The sequence below is a fragment of the Leucobacter sp. MMO-125 genome (genome assembly GCF_037148395.1).
Lineage (GTDB): Bacteria > Actinomycetota > Actinomycetes > Actinomycetales > Microbacteriaceae > Leucobacter.
On sequence record NZ_JBBCTL010000003.1, the window covers coordinates 155,245 to 176,923 of the forward strand.

21 protein-coding genes are annotated in these 21,679 nt (G+C 68.0%); 7 read left to right on the forward strand and 14 right to left on the reverse strand.

All coding sequences use genetic code 11. The features are described from left to right. Positions 1-4 precede the first annotated feature (4 nt). From WFI54_RS08345 to WFI54_RS08355, 3 genes are all read right to left on the reverse strand, one after another. On the reverse strand, positions 5-1,270 hold the full coding sequence (locus WFI54_RS08345) for a sensor histidine kinase (protein WP_336652332.1): 1,266 nt from the start codon (positions 1,268-1,270) through the stop codon (positions 5-7). Positions 1,271-1,465: 195 nt separating this feature from the next. Then, on the reverse strand, positions 1,466-2,383 hold the full coding sequence (locus WFI54_RS08350) for an ABC transporter permease (RefSeq protein ID WP_336652333.1): 918 nt from the start codon (positions 2,381-2,383) through the stop codon (positions 1,466-1,468). Next, complete coding sequence (locus WFI54_RS08355; protein WP_336652334.1) at positions 2,380-3,357, reverse strand: ABC transporter ATP-binding protein; 978 nt, start codon at positions 3,355-3,357, stop codon at positions 2,380-2,382. Before WFI54_RS08355 ends, WFI54_RS08350 begins: the two co-directional genes overlap by 4 nt. A 222-nt stretch (positions 3,358-3,579) precedes the next feature. On the opposite strand from WFI54_RS08355, the gene WFI54_RS08360 reads away from it, so the two are divergent. Further along, positions 3,580-4,635 (forward strand): threonine aldolase family protein, encoded by a 1,056-nt coding sequence (locus WFI54_RS08360; protein ID WP_336652335.1) that lies wholly within the window; start codon positions 3,580-3,582, stop codon positions 4,633-4,635. 30 nt (positions 4,636-4,665) lie between these two features. Here WFI54_RS08360 and WFI54_RS08365 read toward each other — a convergent pair whose 3' ends face one another. Then, entirely contained in the window at positions 4,666-5,289 is a 624-nt protein-coding gene (locus tag WFI54_RS08365) for a LysE/ArgO family amino acid transporter (RefSeq protein ID WP_336652336.1), read from the reverse strand. A 194-nt stretch (positions 5,290-5,483) separates the two neighbouring features. Here WFI54_RS08365 and WFI54_RS08370 point away from each other — a divergent pair, with 194 nt between their 5' ends. The 5 genes from WFI54_RS08370 to WFI54_RS08390 all read left to right on the forward strand — a co-directional run bounded on the left by WFI54_RS08370 (position 5,484) and on the right by WFI54_RS08390 (position 10,732). Next, a complete protein-coding gene (locus WFI54_RS08370) occupies positions 5,484-6,437 on the forward strand; it encodes a LysR family transcriptional regulator ArgP (protein ID WP_336652337.1) in 954 nt (317 codons plus the stop codon). Positions 6,438-6,487: 50 nt separating this feature from the next. Beyond that, entirely contained in the window at positions 6,488-7,261 is a 774-nt protein-coding gene (locus WFI54_RS08375; protein ID WP_024357060.1) for a cyclase family protein, read from the forward strand. Continuing rightward, complete coding sequence (locus WFI54_RS08380) at positions 7,261-9,120, forward strand: thiamine pyrophosphate-binding protein (protein WP_336652338.1); 1,860 nt, start codon at positions 7,261-7,263, stop codon at positions 9,118-9,120. Before WFI54_RS08375 ends, WFI54_RS08380 begins: the two co-directional genes overlap by 1 nt. 7 nt (positions 9,121-9,127) lie before the next feature. Further along, on the forward strand, positions 9,128-10,048 hold the full coding sequence (locus WFI54_RS08385) for an AEC family transporter (RefSeq protein WP_336652339.1): 921 nt from the start codon (positions 9,128-9,130) through the stop codon (positions 10,046-10,048). Between the two features lie 108 nt (positions 10,049-10,156). Then, a complete protein-coding gene (locus WFI54_RS08390) occupies positions 10,157-10,732 on the forward strand; it encodes a nitroreductase family protein (protein WP_336652340.1) in 576 nt (191 codons plus the stop codon). Positions 10,733-11,035: 303 nt separating this feature from the next. On the opposite strand, the gene WFI54_RS08395 is transcribed toward WFI54_RS08390, so the two are convergent. The 9 genes from WFI54_RS08395 to WFI54_RS08435 all read right to left on the reverse strand — a co-directional run bounded on the left by WFI54_RS08395 (position 11,036) and on the right by WFI54_RS08435 (position 19,858). Further along, positions 11,036-11,827 (reverse strand): uroporphyrinogen-III synthase, encoded by a 792-nt coding sequence (locus tag WFI54_RS08395; RefSeq protein WP_336652341.1) that lies wholly within the window; start codon positions 11,825-11,827, stop codon positions 11,036-11,038. Positions 11,828-12,010: 183 nt separating this feature from the next. Continuing rightward, entirely contained in the window at positions 12,011-12,271 is a 261-nt protein-coding gene (locus tag WFI54_RS08400) for a DUF3618 domain-containing protein (protein WP_336652342.1), read from the reverse strand. Next, on the reverse strand, positions 12,268-12,732 hold the full coding sequence (locus tag WFI54_RS08405) for a phage holin family protein (RefSeq protein WP_336652343.1): 465 nt from the start codon (positions 12,730-12,732) through the stop codon (positions 12,268-12,270). The genes WFI54_RS08400 and WFI54_RS08405 overlap by 4 nt, the downstream gene beginning before the upstream one ends. Further along, positions 12,729-13,220, reverse strand: coding sequence for a YtxH domain-containing protein (locus WFI54_RS08410; RefSeq protein WP_336652344.1), 492 nt, complete (start codon positions 13,218-13,220; stop codon positions 12,729-12,731). The genes WFI54_RS08405 and WFI54_RS08410 overlap by 4 nt, the downstream gene beginning before the upstream one ends. Positions 13,221-13,557: 337 nt before the next feature. After that, positions 13,558-14,931 carry a hypothetical protein gene (locus WFI54_RS08415; protein ID WP_336652345.1) on the reverse strand — a complete coding sequence of 458 codons (1,374 nt, stop codon included), beginning with the start codon at positions 14,929-14,931 and terminating at the stop codon, positions 13,558-13,560. Beyond that, positions 14,924-16,144 (reverse strand): CPBP family intramembrane glutamic endopeptidase, encoded by a 1,221-nt coding sequence (locus WFI54_RS08420; RefSeq protein WP_336652346.1) that lies wholly within the window; start codon positions 16,142-16,144, stop codon positions 14,924-14,926. The genes WFI54_RS08415 and WFI54_RS08420 overlap by 8 nt, the downstream gene beginning before the upstream one ends. Before the next feature lie 170 nt (positions 16,145-16,314). Then, positions 16,315-17,700 carry a glycine--tRNA ligase gene (locus WFI54_RS08425; RefSeq protein ID WP_336652347.1) on the reverse strand — a complete coding sequence of 462 codons (1,386 nt, stop codon included), beginning with the start codon at positions 17,698-17,700 and terminating at the stop codon, positions 16,315-16,317. Positions 17,701-17,902: 202 nt separating this feature from the next. Further along, entirely contained in the window at positions 17,903-18,697 is a 795-nt protein-coding gene (locus WFI54_RS08430) for a polyphosphate polymerase domain-containing protein (protein WP_336652348.1), read from the reverse strand. 225 nt (positions 18,698-18,922) lie between these two features. Continuing rightward, on the reverse strand, positions 18,923-19,858 hold the full coding sequence (locus WFI54_RS08435) for a 2-hydroxyacid dehydrogenase (protein ID WP_336652349.1): 936 nt from the start codon (positions 19,856-19,858) through the stop codon (positions 18,923-18,925). A gap of 99 nt (positions 19,859-19,957) precedes the next feature. On the opposite strand from WFI54_RS08435, the gene WFI54_RS08440 reads away from it, so the two are divergent. Further along, positions 19,958-20,158: a hypothetical protein gene (locus tag WFI54_RS08440; RefSeq protein ID WP_336652350.1), complete on the forward strand. Its 201-nt coding sequence runs from the start codon at positions 19,958-19,960 to the stop codon at positions 20,156-20,158. Positions 20,159-20,289: 131 nt separating this feature from the next. On the opposite strand, the gene WFI54_RS08445 is transcribed toward WFI54_RS08440, so the two are convergent. After that, positions 20,290-21,255: a GGDEF domain-containing protein gene (locus tag WFI54_RS08445; protein WP_336652351.1), complete on the reverse strand. Its 966-nt coding sequence runs from the start codon at positions 21,253-21,255 to the stop codon at positions 20,290-20,292. Positions 21,256-21,679: the final 424 nt, after the last annotated feature.

Sequence of the window (21,679 nt, forward strand, 5' to 3'; positions counted from 1 at the left end):
CGGATCATGCGCCCACCCCATTCGCCTCTCGCGCTTCGTCGAGCATCACTTCGAGGCGGGCTCCGCCGAGCGGCGATGCCTCGAACACCACAGACCCGCCGACGCTTCGCGCTCGGGCTGCCAGGCCGCTCAGCCCGAATCCCCCGCCCCCGTCGCCTGCCTCCGCGGCACCGCCACCAGGCAGCCCTACCCCGTCGTCGTCGATGTGCAGCAACGCGCCACCCTTTGGACGCGCGACGAGGCGCACATGCACCCGCGAGGCGCCGGCGTGCCGGCGCGCATTCGCAAGCCCTTCTTGCACCGCCCGCAACAGCACCACCTGCCGCTCACGGTCGAGTGGCACCGTCTCGAGTTCGCAGCTCACATCGAGCCCGGCGTCGGCTCGCAAGCGTGCCACGACCCGCTCGATAGCCGCTTCGAGCCCTCCGTCGCCCAGCGGGTGCGTGGTCGCTACCAAAGCGCGCGCCTCGGCAACCGCTTCTCGAGCCGCCGACTCGACGCGCGCGACGCGATCCCGCGCCCGCTCCGTGTCGCCGGCGGCGAGCGCGCGATCCGCCTGCTCACTAAGCATCACGAGGCCTGCGAGGGTCTGCGTGAGGGTGTCGTGCAGTTCCTGCGACAGACGCTCTCGCTCGCGCCCGGCCCCGGCCTGCTCTGAGAGCAGCGCCACCTCCGCCTGCGAGGCGCGCAGGCGCTCTGCCACCTGCCGGTACTGCTCGCCCTGCTCGAAGATGCGGGTGATCCAGGTGCCCATGGCCACTGCGAAGGCGAAGGAGAGCACCACGAGCACCGCGGTTCCGCTCAGCGCGTCAGCAAGGCCGGAAGGAGCAAGCCCCGCGAAGAAGCCGGCCCCCACGGAGAGCGCAAAAGCTGCGCTCAAGATGATCGCGTCGCGGTAGCGCGCCACGATCGTCCAGATCATGGGGTAACCGATCGTCTGCAGCGTGGCATAGCTCGGCATGACGAATGCGGCCAGGCCGCAAAGCAGCACCAGCACCCCCAGGAAGATGAAGTCGACCCGTTGAGCCCCCTCACCGCTTGCGGCACGGTGCAGGGCCGGGCGCCCCAGGGCCACGTACCAAGCCCCCACCAGTGCGAGCACTCCGAACTCCACGGCCATCTCGGGCGGCGTGAACGGCGCTTCGGAGGCCAGCTCGATCCCGCCGATCGCGGCCAGCACCACGAGGGTGGCCGCAACGCCGAGATCCCACCACCGCAGCACCGGGCGGCGAGGCCGCTCGTTCTCGGGGGTGTGGTGCTGTGCGTTCATGGTTTCACTCTCTCACGGGCCTCTGACATTGACGGCGCGCAGACCTCACGCGATCCGTCATTGATCATCGAAGTCACCCATGTGGTCGTTTCGCGTGCCTGCAAAGGGCCACACAGGTGACCTCGATGCAACCTAGGCAGAACCCCGGCGATCCCGAGCAGCCCGAGCAGCCCGAGCAGCCCGGGCCACACCAGCTCACGAGCGGCGCTGCCACCTGAACGTTATGAGGCTGAGCACCAGACCCACCACCAGCCACACCGCCAGGTTGAGCGCGACGAGGCCCAGATCCCACGCCCCCGAAGGCTCGGCTGCGGCGAAACTCTCGGGAAGAAACACCGATCGCATCCCCTGCGCCAGCCACTTCAACGGGAACGCGGAGGCGATATTCTGCAGCCACTCCGGCAGCATCGAGAACTGCAGGTAGACGCCCGAGATGAACTGCAGCAGCAGCACGATCGGCAGCACCACCGCGGTTGCGCTGCGCGAGGATCGCGGCACCGCCGAGAGCGCGATGCCGAGCAGTGTCATCGTCACGATCCCGAGCAGGAACAGCCAGGCGAAACGCCCCCACAGCTCCGGCTCCGTGGGCAGCTCCACACCCAGCACCAGCACGGCGAAGGCGAGCAGCAGCCCGAGTTGCGCGATGGAGGTAACCAAAATCATGCCGGCCTTGCCGATGAAGTACGACACCGGGGAGACCGGCGTGCCGCCCAGCCGCCGCAGCCACCCCTCCCCTTTTTCTCGCGCGATGTCGACGGTGAGGTTCTGTACGCCGGTGAGCAGCAAACCTGCGGCGATCATGCCGGGCAGGTAGTAGTCGGCCATGGTGACGCCGGGCGCGATCTCCCCCGCAGATTCGAAAGCGACGCCGAAGATGCCGAGCATCAAGACGGGGAACAGGAAGGTGAAGAACACCGTGTCGGGTGTGCGGAAGTAGGCGCGCAGCTCTAAGCCGATCGAGGCGAGCCCGGCACGCAGAATCGACGGTGCGCCCACGCTGCGATGCTGAGGGGATGGCGGATCGGGCAGTGCCGTCGCACCGCCGGCACGGGCCCCTGCCCGCATCTCACCGGGTCCATCCACTGCCGGCGCCTGGTTTCGTGCTGCGGTCATCGTGCTGCTCCGTTCGGCGTCTGCGCGGCGTCCTGCCGCTCCTGGGTATCTGACCCTCCGATGAGGTCCAGGTAGATCTGCTCGAGCGAGGGCCTGCGCACCTCAAGCTCGACGGGCTCGAGACCGGCGAATCCGGCCGCCCCGCCGGCGCTGTCAGATCCGCCCCCATCGCGAAGGCCCGCCCCAGCGCTCTCGCACAGGCTCGCCACGAACAGGCCCGGCGTTTCCGTGCGCTGCTCGTGTCGCACCCCTGCCGCGTCGCGCCAGCTCACCACGGGCACTCGCGCCTGCGGCCCGCCGAGTTCTGCGGGCGGGGCTTCCGCCACGATCCGCCCCCCTGAGAGCACGCCCACCCGGTGGGCAAGATGCGCTGCTTCGTCGAGGTAGTGGGTGGTGAGCAGGATCGCGGTGCCCTCGTCACTGAGCCCCGAGATCATGTTCCAGAATTGCCGGCGCGCCTCAGGGTCGAAGCCTGTGGTGGGCTCGTCGAGGAACAGCATTTCGGGCCTGCCGACAATACCGAGCGCCACGTCGAGGCGGCGCTGCTGACCGCCAGAGAGCTTGTTCGCCCGCCTGCTCGCGTGCTCGGTGAGCCCCACGAGCTCGAGCACCTCATCGGTGCTGCGTCGCCGAGGGTAGAGCGCTCCGAAGTGGGCGATGAGCTCGCGCGGCGTGTAGGGGCCGAGATCGTCGGTGCTCTGGGCAACGATGCCGATCCGCGACCGCCACGAGCGGGGCGCCCCCAGCGGCTCCTCGCCGAGCACGCGCACCTCGCCGCTGTCGGGGCGGCGGATACCTTCGAGGATCTCGATGGTGGTGCTCTTGCCTGCCCCATTCGGGCCGAGCAGCGCGTAGGTCTCGCCCGGGGCGATATCGAGGTCGATGCCGGCGAGCACGCTCCGCTCGCGGTAGTTCTTGGTCAGGCCTCTGACGCGGATCGCGGCTGCGCCGTGCGCGCTGGGGTGAGTGTTCATGCTTCCACTCTGGCCTGCCGTTGCGCACATCGATAGCGCCCGGTAGAGGGATCTTCACGTCGCCTCGCATCCACCGATCGGTGGATGCCTGCTCTGGGCGCAACCCCGCTGAGTCGACCTATTCGTATCGAGTCGGCCCAGAATGCACGCGAATCGCAGGCCGGCTCGATACAAGTGGGCCGGCTCGATGGGACGCCTCCGCCCCGGGCATAAGCTGAAGCGGTGAACGACATCAGCGCCTCCCTCGTCTCCTTCGCCTCCGACAACTGGGCGGGCATCCACCCAGAGGTGCTCGATGCGATTGCGGCGGCCAATGTCGGCCACGCGCCCGCGTACGGCGGTGATGCGTGGACGGAGCGCTTCGAGCAGCTCGCCAGAACCCTCTTCGGTGCCGACGCTGAGGCGTTTCCGGTGGTCAACGGCACGGGCGCGAACGTGCTCGCGTTGCAGGCGGCGCTGCCCCGCTGGGGTGCTGTGATCTGCGCGCACACCGCGCACATCCACACCGATGAGACGGGCGCGCCGGAGAAGACTGGCGGGCTGAAGCTGCTGCCGGTCGAGGCGCCGGGCGGCAAGCTCACCCCCGAGCTGGTGGCGCGCGAGGCGTGGGGCTGGGGCAACGAGCACCGAGCCGAGCCGCTCGCCGTGTCGATCACGCAGTCGACCGAACTGGGCACCTGCTACACCCCCGACGAGATCCGAGCGCTCGCCGACCAGGCGCACGAGCACGGCATGGTGCTGCACCTCGACGGCTCGCGGCTGGGCAATGCGGCGGCGGCGCTGGGGGTTTCGCTGCGGGAGCTGACGAGCGATGTCGGCGTCGATCTGCTGAGCCTGGGTGGCACGAAGAACGGGCTCCTTGGCGCGGAGGCTGTGGTGGTGCTGCGACCCGGATCCGCCCCTGGCCTGCCTTACCTGCGCAAGATGAACCTGCAGCTCACCTCGAAGATGCGTTTCGCGTCGGCGCAGTTGCTCGCGCTGTATGAGGGTGATCTGTGGCTGCGCTCGGCGAGCCACGCGAACGCGATGGCGGCGCGGCTCGCAGCGGGTCTTGAGGCGCTTGCGGCTTCCGGTGCGCTGTCGGGGGTACGGATCGCGCAGCCTGTGGAGGTAAACGCGGTGTTCGCGACGCTGCCCCCCGAGGTGGCTGCGCGGGTGCGTTCGCAGTTCGCATTCGGTGCGTGGCCGACAGAGCCGGGGCTGTACCGCCTGATGTGCGCCTTTGACACGCGGCCTGAGGATGTCGACGCGTTGCTGGCTGCGCTCGCCAAGGGCTGAGCGGATCCGAATCGCGGATCGCGCTTCGCGCTACACGCCGAGGCCGCCGAATACGAGCCTGGCGGCGATCACGAGCATGACCACTGCGACGACCCAGTCGAGGATCTGCCAGGAGCGCGGTGTGGCGAAGAAGCGCGTCAGCGCTCGCGCGCCATAGCCGAGCAGGAAGAACCAGGCGATGCTTGCGAGCGCGCCGCCCGCCACGAACCACCACCGTGCTGGGTCGCCCTGCGCGTTGCCGATCGACCCCATCAGCACCATCGTGTCGAGGTAGACGTGGGGGTTGAGATAGGTGATGGCGAGACAGGCGAGGATGGTGCTTTTGAGGCTGCTGCCTGAGCCCTCCGGGCCTTCGCCCGCCACGAGCGCTTCGGGTCGCATGGCGCGGCGCGCGGCCGACCAGGCATACCAGAGCAGGAAGGCGACGCCGCCCCAGCGCACGATTTCGAGCAGGATCGGAGCACGTTCAACCACGAGGCCGATGCCTGCGACGCCGAGCAGTTCGAGCAGTGCGTCGGTGAGACCGCAGATGAGCACCACCGGCAGCACGTGTTCGCGGCGGATTCCCTGGCGCAGCACGAACGCGTTCTGGGCGCCGATGGCGACGATGAGGGAGAGGCCGCTGCCGGCGCCGATGAGGAGGGGAAGGATCACGCAGTCGACGTTACGGGCGGGCAGCTCAGCTTCGCTACTTCAGCAGCGCTACGGATTGTGATGCAGCATAAGCTGAGCTTCAGGTAACGTGGGGCCTCGGCGCGCGCAGAAGCGACAGCGGCCGGTCAGCGGCGGATGAGCGGCGGATCGGCGGCAGCGAAGCCGCAACCACTATTCGAACGAGAAGAGACATCGTGGACCTGCCAGTCGAGCACCTCGCCACCTTCGCCGCCATCATTGACGAGGGCAGCTTCGAGGGCGCGGCGCGGCGCCTGCACATCACACCCTCGGCCGTGAGCCAGCGCGTGCGCTCGATGGAGCAGCGGGTAGGGTCGGTGCTGCTGCGCCGCACGCGCCCCGTCGAGACGACAACGGCGGGGTCCGCGGTGCTGCGGGCCGCCCGGCAGGTCGAGCGCGTGCTCGACGACGTGGCCGAGGAGCTGGGGCAGGGGCCGTCGGGTGGCACGCTGATCCCGGTGGTGGTGAACGCCGATTCGCTGGCAACCTGGTTCGTGCCGGCGCTGGCGCGGGCGGCGCGGGAGACGGGCGCCCGCTTCGAGGTGGTGCGCTCGGATGAGACGGTGTCGACGGAACGACTGCGCAGCGGCGAAGTGATGGCGGCGCTCACCGCCACGGCGGAGGCGGTGCCGGGATGCACCTCGACCCTCATCGGTGTGGACCGCTACCGCGCGGTGGCCGCGCCGTCGTTCGTGGCCGAGCACTTCTCCGAGGGGGTCTCGACGGAGGCGCTCTCGGTGGCGCCGATGATCGAGTTCGATCGGCACGACATGTTTCAGCGGCGCTTCATCGAGCGCGTTATGGGCGGTGCCGTGCGCGGTGCCGTGGATGCGGGCTCCGGGCACGGCGACCGGCCTCACGCAGCTATCGAACCTCCCCGCCACCTGGTGCCGTCGTCGGCCGAGTTCGCGCTTGCGGTCGAGCTTGGCATGGGCTGGGGCATGCTGCCGCACCGGCAGTGCGCCGAGGCGCTCGCGAGCGATCGCATGGTCGAGCTGGTGCGGGGTTCGGCGTTCGAGCTGCCGCTGTACTGGCAGCGCTGGAACCTGCGCTCCCCGGTGCTCGACAGGCTCTCGGAGGTCATCGCGGAGGAAGCCGCGATCGCGCTCGATGTCAGTGGTGCGCGATAGCCTGGAACGGCACTGCTCACCGCATATTCGCACCTCGACGAGGAGGATCCATGTCCCTCATCCCAGAACTGCTCGGCGCCATCGGCTCGGGATCGCTGCGCGTGGTCGATCTCACGAACAAGCTGCAGGCTTCGACCCCGACACTGCGACTGCCCGAGCCCTTTGCCAACCTCATCGATTTCTCGCTCGAAACCGTGAGCGAGTACAACGAGCCGGGCCCGTTCTGGAAGCACGCGAACATCCACACGGGCGAGCACATCGGCACGCACATCGACGCCCCGATCCACTGGATCAGCGGCCGTGAGGGCCATGATGTCTCCGAGATTCCGCCCGCGCGCCTGTTCGGCCCGGCCGCGGTGCTCGATTTCTCGGCCGAGGCCGCGGCCGACAACGACTTCCTGCTCGACGTGCACCACGTCGAGGCATGGGAGGCCGAGCACGGCGCTTTCGCGCACGGCACCTGGCTGTTGCTGCGCACAGGTTGGGATCGTTTCTCGGGTTCGCAGGAGGCCTTCCTTAACGCCGACGAGACCGGCTCCCACACGCCGGGGTTCACGGCCGAGTGCGCGGCTTGGCTGGCCGGTCGCGCCGAGATCTCGGGCGTCGGCGTCGAGACCGTCGGCATCGATGCGGGGCGAGGCGCCGAGCTGGATCCGCCATTCCCCGTGCACTACCACCTGCTCGGTGCCGACAAGTACGGCATCACCTCACTGCAAAACCTCTCACTGCTGCCGCCCACGGGAGCCGCAATCGTAGTGGCACCGCTGCCCATCGTGGGCGGCACGGGCAGCCCCGCCCGCGTGTACGCCCTCGTGGAGGCCTGATGCCACACGTCGCCCCTGCCGAGGCAGCCCCGGCCGAAGCCGCCGTCGCCGGGGCCGGGGCCGGGGCCGGGGCCGGGACGAGCGTGACGCCCGAAACCGCTCCCGCGTCCGCTCCCACCACTGTGGCCGAGCTCGTGGGGCACGCACTCGCGCGTCTCGGGGCCGGTCACTGCTTTGGCGTGGTCGGATCCGGCAACTTCGCCGTGACGAACGCGCTGCGGGGGGCCGGAGTGCCCTTCACCGCAGCGCGGCACGAGGGCGGGGCGGCCACCATGGCCGACGCGTTCTCGCGCATGTCGGGCACGGTGGCAGTCGTGTCGGTGCACCAGGGCTGCGGGCTCACGAACGCGGCGACGGGGATCGGCGAGGCGGCGAAGAGCCGCACGCCCGTCATCGTGCTCGCAGCGGAGGCCTCCGGTGCGGCGGTCGGGTCGAACTTCTCAATGGATCAGCCCGGCTTCGCTCGGTCTGTGCTGGCCGAGGCGCACCGCGTGCACTCCGCCGCGAGCGCTCTCCCCGATGTGGTGCGGGCCTTCCGCACCGCCCGCGACGAACGCCGCACGGTGGTGCTCAATTTGCCGCTCGATGTGCAGGCGCAGCCCGCGCCAGCCGACGCGCTGCGGGCTCTCGACACGCTTGCCCCACCCCCGGCCCCCGTACTGCCGTGCGCTGACTCGGAGGCGGTGTCGGCGCTCGTCCAGCTGATCTCGTCGGCCGAGCGCCCGGTGATCGTCGCGGGACGGGGCGCACGAGGCGCCGGCCCCGAGCTGCGGGCACTCGCCTCGGCATCCGGGGCGCTGCTGGCCACCTCCGCCGTGGCGAAGGGGCTCTTCGCGGGCGATCCCTTCGACCTGGGCATCTCGGGCGGCTTCTCGTCTCCGCTCACGGCCGAGCTGATCTCGGAGGCCGACCTCATCATCGGCGCGGGGTGCGCGCTCAACATGTGGACCATGCGGCACGGGCGCCTAATCGGCCCCAACACGCGCATCGTGCAGATCGACCTCGAAGTGTCCGCGCTCGGGGCGCAACGCCCGATCGATCTCGGGGTGCTCGGCGACGTCGCGTCGACTGCAGTCGCTGTGCTGGGCGAACTCACCCGTTTCGGGGCCGACGCCGCCCCGCGGTACCGCACGCCCGAGATCGCGGCCCGCATCGCCGCCGAGGGCCGCTGGGCCGATGTGCCCCTCGACCCGCCTGATTTCGGCGGGCCGGGCCGGGCCGCACGCGCAGCCGGGCGAGACGGTGCCGGCGAGGTCGGCGACTCCGGGGCGCGCATCGATCCGCGCGTGCTCAGCCGCGAGCTGAACGCGCTGATTCCCACTGAGCGCATCGTCTCGGTCGATTCCGGCAACTTCATGGGGTACCCGTCGGCCTACCTCGATGCGCCTGACGAGCACGGCTTCTGCTTCACGCAGGCGTTCCAATCGATCGGGCTGGGGCTCGCCACGGCGGTGGGCGCGGCGCTCGCACGGCCGGACCGGCTGCCGGTGCTCGGCGCGGGCGACGGCGGCTTCCTCATGGGCGTCGCCGAACTCGAAACCGCGGTGCGGCTCGGACTGCCGCTGCTCGTGGTGGTCTACAACGACGACGCCTACGGCGCCGAGATCCATCACTTCGGCGTGAGCGACGACCCCGGCTTCGTCACCCCCGACCTCGGCACGGTGACGTTCCCTCGCGTCGATATCGCGAGCATCGCCCGCGGTTTCGGCGCGCAGGGCATCACGGTGCGGGATCGCAACGATCTCGCGGCGGTGCGGGAGTGGCTCGCTTCCGGCCCGTCGGGCCCGCTCGTGCTCGACGCCCGCATCGCCTCAGACGGGGGCGCGTGGTGGCTGGCCGAAGCGTTCCGAGGGCACTAGACCTCCGATGCTGGGGGTGCTGCAAGGCTTCGCGCTGATCCTGGGCGTGATCGGTGCCGGCTACCTCACCGCGCTGTTCAAGGTGGTGCAGGGCGATCAACGGCGCGTGCTCAACAACGTGGCGTTCTACATCGCCACCCCCGCTCTGCTGTTCACGGTGCTGAGCCGCAGCGATCCCGCGGTGATCCTCTCGCCTGTCATCCTGGTGACAAGCGCGGGAGCCGTGATCGTCGCGGCCGTGTTCGTCGTCGCATCGCGGCTGTGGTTCACACGGGATCTCGCGAGCACCACGCTGGGCGCGACGTGCGCGGGCTACGTCAACGCGAACAACCTCGGTCTGCCGGTCGCGGTCTACATCCTGGGCGACGCCGCCTACGTGGCCCCGCTGATGCTGGTGCAGCTGCTGTTCTTCGCTCCGGTGGTGCTCGCGATCCTCGAAAGCGTGCGCGGCAACCAGCGCGGCTTCCTGGTGGCGCTCGGGCGGGCGCTCTCGAATCCGATCATCGTCGGGTCGATTGCGGGCCTCGTCGTGGCGCTGACCGGCCTGCCCGTGCCTCAGATCGTGATGGCACCCCTCGACATGCTCGGTGCCGCGGCAATCCCGATGGTGCTGCTGAGCTTCGGCATCTCGCTGCGGGGCCAGCGCGCGCTGCAGCGGGGCACGGGGCGGGCGGCGGTGTTCGCGGCGAGCGGTCTGAAGGTGCTGCTCATGCCGCTCATCACCTGGGTGATCGCGGTGCTGTGCGGGCTGGGCGCTCATGAGGTGTTCGTCGCGACGACCATCGCGGCGCTGCCCACGGCGCAGAACGTGTATAACTACGCCGCCACCTATCGGCGCGCGGAGACGGCGACGCGGGACACGGTCTTCCTCACGACGTTCGCGTCGCTGCCCGTCATCGCGTTGATCGCCTGGCTGCTCGGCTCTTGAGCGGGGCGCGGGCCCGAGGGAATAGCGGCGGCGGATCGCGTGTTGCAGAGAGGCGGAACACGGGCCCGCCAGTGAGGGCCCGCCAGCATCACCTCGAAGGAGACTCACGTGAGTTCGCGCATCGCCCAGACCACCGCCCCCGTTCTCGACGCCCTCGCGCAGCGGTGGAGCCCGCGAGCGTTCGACGCCGAGCACGCCTTCCCCGAGGGCGCTCTGCGCAGCGTCTTCGAAGCGGCGCGTTGGGCACCCAGCGCCAACAACTCGCAGCCGTGGCGTTTCATCGTGGCCCGCCGCGGCAGCGAAAGCTACGCGCGCGTCGAGCAGACCCTCGTCGGCTTCAACCGCGAGTGGGCCGTATCGGCGGCCGCTCTCATCGTGAACATCGCCGAGGTTGCCGACGCCGAGGGCAATCCGCGCCCGTGGGCCGAGTACGACCTCGGCCAGGCGGTCGCGCACCTCACCGTGCAGGCGCACGCCGACGGGTTCTACACGCACCAGATGGGCGGCTTCGACCGCGAGGCACTGCAGGCGGCGTTCGACCTCGATGAGCGCCTGGTGCCGGTCTCGATCACCGCGATCGGGGCGATCGGCACCCCCGAGCAGCTTTCAGAGGTGCTGCGCGAGCGTGAGACCGCGCCCCGCACGCGGCTCCCGCTCGAAGAGCTCGTCATCGTGCGCGACTAACGCGCCGCCGGAGCTTCCGGGACCGACGCACCCCTGCTCTGTGGGCCGGTCGAGTCCCCACGCCGCCCCCAGCACGCCCATCGAGAGGCGGATTTCGCAGCCTGATCTCAAGGATCACCTGCGAAATCCGCCTCTCGGCGTTGTGGGGCGCGGGGCAAGGGGGCACAGCAGGTAGGCCACGCAGGTCAGACAGGCAAGTCAGGTGCCAAGGGAGGCAGAGGCCAGGGCAAGCCAGGCAAGGCTATGCCGGTCAAGCCAAAGCCAGGCAAGGCAAAGCCAGGTCAGGGCCTGGTCCTGAGCGATCTAGTCGAGCATGTCGCTCTGATCGATAACCGATTCGACGGTCTCGATGAGGGCGCGCTTGGTGGCGTAGAGCGGGTGCGAGGGATCGTCGGCTTCCGAGGGAAGCCCCACGGCTGCTGCCGCTTCGATCGTGTTGACGCCGACGCAGGGCACGATTGTGGATTCGGGGAACGAGGGGAACTGCGATGCGACCTCTTCGGCGATCCTCGCCGAAGCGACGAGCACGGCGTTGATGCGGCCCGACTCGATGTCTTCGCGGATGTGCACCGAGGCCGGCACTCCGACGGTGCGGAAGGCGAGCACCTGGGTGACCTGGTGGCCGCGCTCGATGAGCCCCTGGGTGAGTACCGGGATCGCCACGTCTGAACGCAGAGTGAGCACGCGCAGCACTTCGCCGGTGTCGATCTCGGGCCACTCTTCGAGGAGGGCGTGGGTGCTGTTCTCGCGCTCGGGGGTGCGGGTGATGTGGTAGCCGGCGTCACGGAAGGCGACCGCGGTGGCTTCGCCGACCACGGCGACTTTCGTCTCGGGCGGAATCACGGCGTTGTGGTGCTGCAGAACGTCGGCGACTGTAGAGCTGGTGGCAGTCATCCAGTCGAAGCCGCCCTCTTCGAGGGTCTTCAGCGCTTCGACGAGCTTTTCTTCTTCGCGCGTGTGGGCGAAGTCTACGAGCGGCGCGATGACCGTGTGGGCACCCTGCTCTCGCAGCGCCTTGGAGACGATGTCCCCCCAGGTGCCGCCCCTGGGCACGAGCACCCGCAGGCCGCTGAGCGGTTTAGCCTCTCCCGACATACACCCCACTCACTCGACACCAACAGAAAAGCCATACGATCAGTCGTGAACGAACCCTCAGGTATGGCTAGGACGGAAATCCGTCTGACCCTATTCTTACTCTGCGTATTGCCAGGAAGCAAAACGAGGGCTTGCGGCTGAAGGAACGCAACTCAACTGTGACCTGCGTTCACCCCGCTCCGGCTACTCGAAGCGCCTGATCACAGCGCTTGTCACGGTCCAGACGGCGATACCGGCGATGGCCGCGGCACCGGCAACTCCCGCAGCGAAGGCGAGCGGGTTGCGACGCTTCTGCTCGGCGATGCGGTGCTTCACATCATCGACTGCGTCATCGACGCGCTGGGCGTAGTTGAGGCGCACCTTCAACTGCGCGAGCGTGTCGTACAGTTCGGCGCGCGCCTGCGCGGCCTGAGCGACGCCCTGCTGCTTCTCGTGTGCGTTCATCGCCAGTTTCCTTCCTCGCCGACGCGCGGCATCTGCGAGCCGGCGTGCCGCGGTGCTGAGGCGTCAGCGTTGATCCGCACCTCGCTGATAGCTGAGATGTCGTCACCCACACGTTCAAGGGTTTCCTCGGGAACGGGGTTGCCGCGCTTGATGAGCGCAACGCCGGCGAGGATCGCGAGTGCGGCGAGCACGAGCAGCCCTGCCGCTACGACGAGTGCTGCCAGCCACCAGGGCCAGACCAGGGCGAGCGCGGCGATGGCAGCGATCACGAGTGCTTCGAGCATGAAGAACACGAAGAACAGGGCGATGAGGATCGCGCCGGCACCGATGCCTGCCTTCTTGGCCTTCGAAACGATTTCACGCTTCGCGTTCTCGTACTCGATCTTGGCGAGCGAAACGATCTGCTGCGGCAGGCGGGTCAGGAGCTCGAAGGTGCCCGCCTGATCCTTCTTGCGGTTCATGCCTCGCCGCCAGACTTCGCTGCGGCCCCCGAGCTGCGCTTCTTCGAGCCCGTGGAGGCCTGAGACGACTTCGCAGTGCCAGCCGACTTTGCGGCGCTGTTCGACTTCGCGGTGCCGCTGGACGCTTTCTTCTTGGAGGCGTCGGAGCCGTTTGAGGTGCCGGATCCGCCGGAATCCTTCTGCCCACCCGATGCTGCATCGGCAACCGGCTTGGCCGACGCGGTGCTCGAAGCGGGCCGCGCTGCGGTCTCGTCGTCACGGAAGAAGGCCGCGACGGCGTTCTTGCCGGCACGCGTGGCCGAGGCTTTGAGCTCGTCGATGCGGGTCTGTGCGGCGTCGCGCACCACGCCTACACCGCGCTGCACCGGGGCCGTCTGCCAGAGGTTCTGGGCGCCGTTCTTGATCTGCTCGTAGCGTTCGCGGCCTGCCCGGGTGCCGAGCACGTAGCCGACTGCCGCGCCGAGAACGAATGCGATCTTGCCCTTCATCACTGCCTCCCGCCGTTGGCGATTCACTTGCCTGTGGTTAGCCTACCGCCCGCGAGGTTGTTCATGCCGCTTCAGGCATCCCGGTGGTCACGGCCGCCCGAATTCTGTAAGATTCGCGGACTCTGCAAGAAGCCGATCAGTCGGCCCACCTGAGCAGACCTTTGGCGCACCGAGGCACAAGCCATCGGCCCGAGCATGGCGCGCACACCCGTCGCTCCCGGGCAGCACGCCACGCACACAGGCCCATCCCCTGAGCCCTGGACCTAGACCTAGACCTAGACCTAGACCTTGACCCACCCGCCGGTGCCCTGCCCCGAGCGCCCCGCACCTCAGAGCGTTAGTCAGCGATGCCTGCGAGGCGGCGGCGCAGCAGCACAGCCTGGGTGCGCGCGTCTGCCACTGCCGTGGCGAGCGAGCCGCCGTGCAGCGCTTCGCCCACGGGAAGCAGCGTGGGAGCCGCTTCGCGCGCCGACGCGAGGCGCGCCTCGGCAGCTTCGCGCAACTCGGTGGAACTGTAGGGCGCGAGCCGCAGCTGCGCTTCGACGGCACCCTGCTGAGTCAGCCCGAGCGCTGCAAGCACCTCAGCCGCCACGCGGTCGAGCTTCGCCAACGCATCGCGATCCGCCTCCGATTCGAAGACGGGCCCCGAGAGCCTGGCGCGGTGCGCACCCTCAGCATCGCGTTCGATGCGAATCGCCCAGTGCTCGCCATCTGCGAGTTCGACTGCGGTCAGCGCAGCATGTTCGCCGACTTCGGCGGGCGCAGCCGCGACCGCAACGTCTGCTTGCACCCGCCAGCGACGCGGCAGCAGTTCGCGCAGTGGCTCATGCGCTGCCAGCAAGGCGCCCCGCGCCGAGACCGCATCGACGCCGGTGACAATCGCACGTGCCTCCACAACTGTGCCATCGGCCTCTTCGATGCGCCAGGTATCGTCAGCGCCCGATACGAACGCCGACACGGGGGCTGAGGCATGCTGCGCCTCGTACAGTTCAAGCCGATGCCGCAGCTCTTCGAACGCGGCCGGCCAACCGGTTTCGGGCACGACTCCGGTTTCACGTGCAACATCGCGATCCGAGTTGGCGAGCACCCCGCCGGAAAGCGAACCCGCGCGCGTCAGGGCCTCGTTGAGACCCGGCAGCGCGGCGGCCACCTCAACATCATCAGGGGCGAGCCCGAAGCGCTCACGCACAAAGGGGTCGACGAGCTTCGTCACCACGGCCTGGCCCATTCGGCTGCGCACCAGCTCGCCGAGCGAGTGCACCTTGCCGATCGTCAGCACCGGCTTCACGCGATCAAGATACGCGCGCGCCGCCGCACCGCCGCCGATCACGGCCACCGCCTGCGACGAAATCGGCACCGCTGGAATGCCGAGCGCAGCGGGAACGGGCTGCGGCACCCAGCCACCCTTCGCGCCGCGCAGCAGCACCGGCTTGGGCGCAACCGCCACTGCGCGCACCGCAGCATTCGCGTGCCCGCCCTGCGCGATCGGGGCTGCGATGTGTTGCAGCAGTTCGCGCAGCACGCCCTCGGGATCAGGCAAGGCACCCCGGGGTTCGCGGTGCGCAACCGTTCGGCCCGGGGCCACCGTGGCATCCGAGACAGGGCTCTCTGGCTGCCAGTTGGTGAGGCGCACAGAGAGCCCCACCTCGGCAAGTTCCAGCGCGGCAGCCAACTCGGGCAGCCCGCCACCGATCACATAGACGTCAACCACGCTGGGGCTCCTCTGAATCAGGGTTGGACTGGGGAGGTGCGGGCGGCACCGCCGGTGCCTCTGGCTCTGCCGGCACCTCAGTGCCGAGCTGCGGCGGGACAGGCTGCTCGAATGCAGTCGGCGCAGCCACCGTCGGCGCAACAGCCGACTGGGCCACCGCAACCGGCGCCGCAACCGGCACCTGCACCAGATCAATACGGGCGCGACCGTGCCCGCCCCGGCGGAACACCTTGAGGCTCAGCCAGACAAACACGGCCAGCCCCGCGATCTCGCCCAGAAGACTTGCCGCGCTGCCCCCATCGGCCGTCTGCGCGGTCTGCCCACCAACACCGGCCACCATGAACCCGAAGCCCACAAGGTTGTTGACGATGTGAATCGCGATCGCCGCTTCCAGGCCACCCGTGCGCCAGGTCAGCCAGGCAGCCACCAGCCCCATCGTGCCCACGGCCGCAAGACCCCAGTAATCGTAGATATGCGCCGCTGCGAACGCGACGGAAGGAACCAGGATCGCAAGCCACGGACTACGCAGCCACGAGCCGAGCACCTGCATAAACAGGCCGCGAAACACGACCTCCTCCGTCGCCGCCTGAATCGGCACGAGCACCAGCACGAGCAGCAACGACACCAGCGCCGCACTCACATCGAAGTCGCGGCTCGCCTCCGCGGGAGGAGCGGAAAGCGCCGCCGGATCCACTATCGCCTGCAGCCCGAGATCGGCCGCCATGCTCACCACCGTCATCGCGATCATCGCAATCACCGCAGCCCCCAGCAGACGCAGCAACAACCCCCACCGCATACGGGCAGCCACCGACCAGATACGCCCCACAGGGCGCATCCCCATCGACAACATCGCCAACAGCACCGCGGGCAGCATGACAATGATCGAGAGCATGCTCATCAGCACTGAGAGCGGCCGCTGCGTATCAAGCACCTCAGTGGTGCCGGCAGCGAGATCGTTCAAGTAGCCCGGATCGCCAACCATCATGACCGGAATGAACACCACAGTCAGAATGACCGTGAACACCCCGAAATAGACACCCGCGAGCAGCACCAGCAGCAGCGGCTTCCACCAGCGGTAATTCGCCGTGCCACGCAGCAAGCGGTGATATTCGAGCGGTTCGGTCTCGACAGTCTGCATCGTCGGCGCCGGAGCCGCCCACGCCCACTGCTGCGGCGCGGCCGGCGGCTGCACGGGTTGCTCTGGGGCCGTCATGAGTGTCTCCTTCATCTCGCCGAACCTCGCCCGGTTCGCAGAATGGGGCAGGATCCTGTCGCTACAGAATCCTGCCCCATACCTCTGACATTCTCAGGGGAACAGCGATCCGCCCCCACACACGCAAGCAGCGCACTCCCCCACCGCGCTACGCGGCGGAGATGATCCGCCTATGCGCCGCGAAGTCGCGCAGCGAGGTATCCGTGCAGTTCAGCCAGCGGCACGCGCTCCTGCTGCATCGTGTCGCGCTCGCGCACCGTCACAGCGTTGTCGTCAAGCGAATCGAAGTCGACGGTCACGCAGAACGGAGTGCCGATCTCGTCTTGACGACGGTAGCGGCGGCCGATCGCGCCCGAATCGTCGAAGTCGACGTTCCAGTCGTCGCGCAAATCCTGCGCGAGCTCGCGCGCCAGCGGCGACAGCTTCTCGTTGCGGCTCAGCGGCAGCACAGCCACCTTCACCGGCGCAAGACGCGGATCGAGCGCCAGCAGGGTGCGCGTGTCAGTGCCGCCCTTCGCGTTCGGCACTTCCTCCTCGCGGTACGCATCGACGAGGAACGCCATCAGCGAGCGCGTCAGGCCGGCCGCAGGCTCGATCACATACGGCGTGTAGCGCTCGTTCTTGGTCTGGTCGAAGAAGTTGAGATCTTTGCCGGAGTGCTTCGAGTGCGTCGACAGGTCGAAATCGGTGCGGTTCGCGATGCCCTCCAGCTCGCCCCACTCGCTGCCCTGGAAGCCGAAGCGATACTCGATGTCGGCCGTGCGCTTCGAGTAGTGCGACAGCTTCTCCTTCGGGTGCTCGTAAAAGCGCAGGTTCTCGGGGTCGATGCCGAGGTCGGTGTACCAGCTCATGCGCTCGTTCATCCAGTATTCCTGCCACTGCTCGTCAGTGCCGGGCTCGACGAAGAACTCCATCTCCATCTGCTCGAACTCACGGGTGCGGAAGATGAAGTTGCCGGGGGTGATCTCGTTGCGGAAGCTCTTACCGATCTGGCCGATGCCGAACGGAGGCTTCATACGCGCCGCCTGCAGCACGTTCGCGAAGTTCACGAAGATGCCCTGAGCGGTCTCGGGGCGCAGGTAGTGCAGACCCGACTCGTCGTCGACAGGACCGAGGAAGGTCTTGAGCAGGCCCGAGAACGCGCGCGGCTCGGTCCACTGGCCACGGGTGCCGCAGTTGGTGCAGACGATCTCGGCGAGCCCACCCTCGGGGGCGCGGCCCTTCTTCTCCTCAAACGCCTCAATGAGGTGATCTTCGCGCTGACGCTTGTGGCAGCTCAGGCACTCCACCAGCGGGTCGCTGAACACCTCAACGTGACCCGAGGCCTCCCACACCTGCTTCGGCAAGATCACGCTGGAGTCGATGCCGACCACGTCGTCGCGCTTCTGCACCATGGTCTTCCACCACTGGCGCTTGATGTTCTCCTTCAGCGCGGTGCCGAGGGGGCCGTAATCCCAGGCCGAACGCGAACCGCCGTAAATCTCACCCGCTTGGAACACGAAGCCGCGGTGGCGGGCGAGGGCGATGACCTTATCGAGGCGGGACTGTTCAGCCATGTTCTCTTTCACTCCAAGGGGCAAGCGGGGATCTTGGGCAACGACGAGCTCAGGGCTCGGCGCATCAGACCATCCTACGCCCTCGGGTGCGCCTCGGCCCCGTCAACAAGCCCTGTCAAACATGGCGGATCGCGCGCGCAGCGAGCACCCGGCCACTACCGCCTGTGCTCGATATGCGCGGCAAGCACGGCCCGCACCGCATTCACCCCCGCAACACGCGCGGATCGGTCTGCGATGCCGCCGCAAACGGCCCCCGCAGCAGACCCTCCCACCGCTGCCCCGGCAGCTCAGGATGCAGCGCAGCGGTTCCCGTGCCGAACTTGCAGAAGCGCTGCGGGCGGTGGCCCGCCCGCCACAGCTCCCTGTCAAGCGGGGTCGCCCCCGCCACCGACTTCGACTCGATCACCACCTGGCCAGGCAACGACAGACACCGCCCGTCAGCGTCGATCCAGGCCAGACCGCTGTCAAGCGTGGCGCGGCTGCCATCGGCGAGCAGCAGCGTGGCGCGCCGGTAACGGGTGGTCATCGCCGGGCGCAACAGCGCTTCGAGATCCGGATCAAACCCCATGCCCGCCAACGACTCCGCAGCATAGGCGCGCCCCTCATCGGTCAAGCGACCCAAATGGTGCGCGGCATATGGAATGCGATCTTTCACCGCCGCGCCTCCCCCGCCGCACGCCCGCATCTCCAAGAACGCGGTGCGCGTACCCGCATACACGCGCGTGCGCAACCTGAAACCGCGTCGGCGAGACTGCGCTGCCAAGCGATAGCTCAGCCGATCAGGAGTGTCGAAATAGACCGAGGCGTACTCCGAGCCGCGCACACCATCCAAGTCGAGTGCCCGCGTCCTCGCATCAAGGCGGCGGATCACCTCCACCGCATCGGCCGTCGGCAACAGGTACTTGCGGTCGACCCGCGTCGACCCGTCAACAGCGGCAGCGAGTTCACCAAGCGTCACCCCGGTAAAGCACTCGATGGAGCGCTCAATGGCGGTCATCGCGCGGCCCTCCGCGCGACCGACACCACACCAGCAATGAGGGTGAGGCTGAGACCGGGCATACCGAACTCCAATCGTCGAACGGAGTCGGCCATGGGGCATATGCCGACCTGATCCCATTCCAACGAATCGAGTGATGCGAATGCTATGCGATTGCTGAATAAACATTCAGAATGCGCCAAGGAGGCGAGCGCGCGACGTACCGCGATCCACTCACCCCCGCAATCAGCTGAGATCGATGAGGTTCTCCGGCGACTCCCCCGCCCGCAACCGCGCAATCTGACGTTTCAGCAGCGCCGCCATCCGCGGCATCATCGCACTCGAATCACCACCGACATGGGGAGTGATGAGCGTATTCGGACACTCCCACAGTGGATGCCCCTCAGGCAGCGGCTCAGGATCGGTGACGTCGAGCGCCGCGCGCAGACGCCCCGATCGCAGCTCGGCGACGAGCGCATCTGTGTCAACGACAGGGCCGCGGGCCACGTTCACGAGCAGCGCGCCGTCGGGCATCGCAGCGAGCGCAGCTGCGTCGATGAGCCCCCGCGTCTCCTCGGTGAGGGGAACCGCGAGAATGACGATCTCGGCCTCCGCAAGACGCTCATGCAACTCCGAGAAGCCATGCACCGCAACGGCGTCACCGGCAAGATTGCGCTGCTCGCGAGCCGAACGCGCAAGCCGCTCAAGGCGCACCTCGAAGCCCGTGAGTCGCGCTTCAACAGCCTGCGCCACACCCCCGTACCCCACCAGCAGCACCCGGCGATCCGCGAGACTCGGGAAGCTCCGCAACTCCCACCGCCCCGCATCGCCCGCGCGCACGAAATCGGGAAGACCCCGCTGCGCAGCAAGAGTGAGCGCCAAAGCCAACTCCGCGGTGGAAGCCTCATGCACTGTCGTCGCGTTCGCAATCGGCAGCCCCCTGGGCAGATGCTTCGCCACGCCGTTGAACCCGATCGACTGCCACTGCACCAGCCGCACCTCAACACCCGCGAGCGCCGACAGGCGCCGCGCACCACCCCAATACGGCGGCACCACAATGTCGAAGAACGAGCGCGGGGCCGGAGTGTCAAGATCCCACTCCACGAACTCGACCCCGGGCAACTCGCCCAGAACGTCGCGCAGCGGCTCTTCAGCGGGCAGGGAGACGACGAGGTCAGACATACGATCGAGTGTAGTGTCGACGCGTTCCGCCGCGGGAGCCCCCCGGCTTTCCGAAGCTCACTGCAGCGCTGCGCCGCACTTGGCTGTACGGTAATAGATATGGACACCTCGTCTTTTGAGCGGCTCCCCGAGAGCATTCAGAAGCTCGTCGTTGACGGCTTGGACGCCGAAGTGCAGGCCGGGCTTGAAAAGCTCGACGAGGCCAAGAAGTCGGGATCGCTCGGCACCGAGCAGCAGACCGCCATCGAAGGCGACATTCGCCGGGCCGCCGAACTGCGCAACCGCTTCGCCCCCGCCTGAGCCGCACCCCCGCAAGAACCACTAGCCCGAACTGCTCGGGGGACGAGCCTCGGGTTTAGCGGAGCCACGGGCAGTCTGCGCGCCAAGGGAGCAGTGTGACGGCGGATCGCGATCCGACATCGCACACAACGTCAGCCGGCCGTGAGCAGCCCGCTTCCCTTTCGCACCCGCTTCTGCTGATACATGCGAGCATCGGCGGCGGCGATCGCGTCAGCCATCGGCACCCGGCCAGGCTCAGCCACCGCAAGGCCCACCGAAGCCTCAACCTCAGCGGCGGCGAGCGCAGCCACGATCGCAGACAAACGCGCCTCGAACTGCGCCTGGGTGACACCGTTCGCCAACACCATGAACTCGTCGCCACCGCAACGGGCAACGTGGCTGCCAGCAGCGCACGCACCCGCCAGCGCCTGCGCAGCCCGAACAATCAGAGCATCCCCGGCAGCGTGCCCATGCGCATCATTGATGCGTTTCAACCCGTCAAGGTCGATCACCGCAACAGCCACAGGATCACCGAACGCATCCAGGCGCTCCTGCGCGTCAGCAACGACCCGCTCCCAGCCACGCCGGTTCAACACACCCGTCAATGGGTCGGTCTGCGCGAGCGTCTCAGTGAACTCGAGCCGCCTACGCTCACGGTCAACCCGACGCGAGAGCGCGAGCTGCGAAGTCAACAGCTCGCTGAGCAGGAACACCAGGCTTTCATCAACGCCCTCATCGTCGCTGAGAGGTGCGGGCCGCACACCGCAGAGCACCCCGAAAATGCCCTCGCGGTCATCCCCAATCGGGTAGCCAGCATAGGCGCCGACCGTGTCTGAGGCGGCCAGATCCGAGTAGTCGGGGTCATTGCGAGAGTTGCGCACTACATGCTTCGCGCCTGCCGACATGCGACTGCAGAACGACTCCGTCCACGCAACCCGGTCACCCACCTCGAGCAGACGATCATGGTGCACATGCAAGTGGATCTGCTCGCCCCCGGCAACACGCGACACCGACCAATCGGTGAGCGGCGTGTGCGCATTGAGGTAGGCAACAACACGCTCCGCAGACTCAGTGAATGATCGGGCACCGCTCATGCCCCGCGCACCGGGTGATTGCATATCGCTAATGTAGCCCACCGCCCCGCGCCCGCGCATCCGGGGTGCGGAGAGGGTGGCTGAGCGCAAACGCTTTCGAAGCCATCCGCTCATCTGGGGCGCAGATCACCCCACTGACCCGCAAAATCGGCTCAGAAACCACAAAAGCCCGGTCAGAATTCACTTCTGACCGGGCTTTTTGCTGGTGGCGGATGAGGGATTCGAAACCTTCCGACGCTCCAGCGGATGCCTCGCGTCGGTGCAAGTTGTTGTTTTTAAGCGGAGTTTCGATTTACTCGCGGCCGTTGACGGATGGTCATTTTCGGAAAAGTGTTGTCACGTCGTTGTCACGCACTCACCCCCGGAGGCGGCACAAGAACGGTGCAACGGCACGGCACGCCGAACGAGCACAACGCGCAATTGAGCTCCGGGCTGCACCAGAAGCAGA